This is a genomic window from Pseudomonas sp. 65/3-MNA-CIBAN-0223, assembly GCF_040310425.1.
In the GTDB taxonomy this organism is placed as follows: domain Bacteria; phylum Pseudomonadota; class Gammaproteobacteria; order Pseudomonadales; family Pseudomonadaceae; genus Aquipseudomonas; species Aquipseudomonas gregormendelii.
The window spans coordinates 1-266 of the sequence record NZ_JBEOPV010000179.1; the positions used below are offsets into that span (position 1 = coordinate 1).

General features: G+C 61.7%; 1 pseudogene. It reads left to right on the top strand.

Annotated features, from left to right (window positions below):
• Nucleotides 1-266, top strand: a pseudogene (locus AAEZ09_RS28445) (hemolysin); the annotation flags it as partial.

Sequence of the window (266 nt, forward strand, 5' to 3'; positions counted from 1 at the left end):
CTTATGGGGTGCGCGAGCATCCCGATGCGCGACGGTGGCATCCAGGCCCTAGCGATCATGCAGCGATTGCGCGACAGCCACCTGAGCACCGAACTGCTGCACGCTGAGCCGCGAACGCCACTTCCCGAACTGGAGCTGCCGGACAACGTCACTGCCCAGCTACCACCGCTGCTCAAAGCCTATATGCGCCTCGGCGCGAAGATCTGTGGAGAACCCTGCTGGGACCCAGATTTTCAGGTTGCCGACATATTCATCCTGCTCAAGCG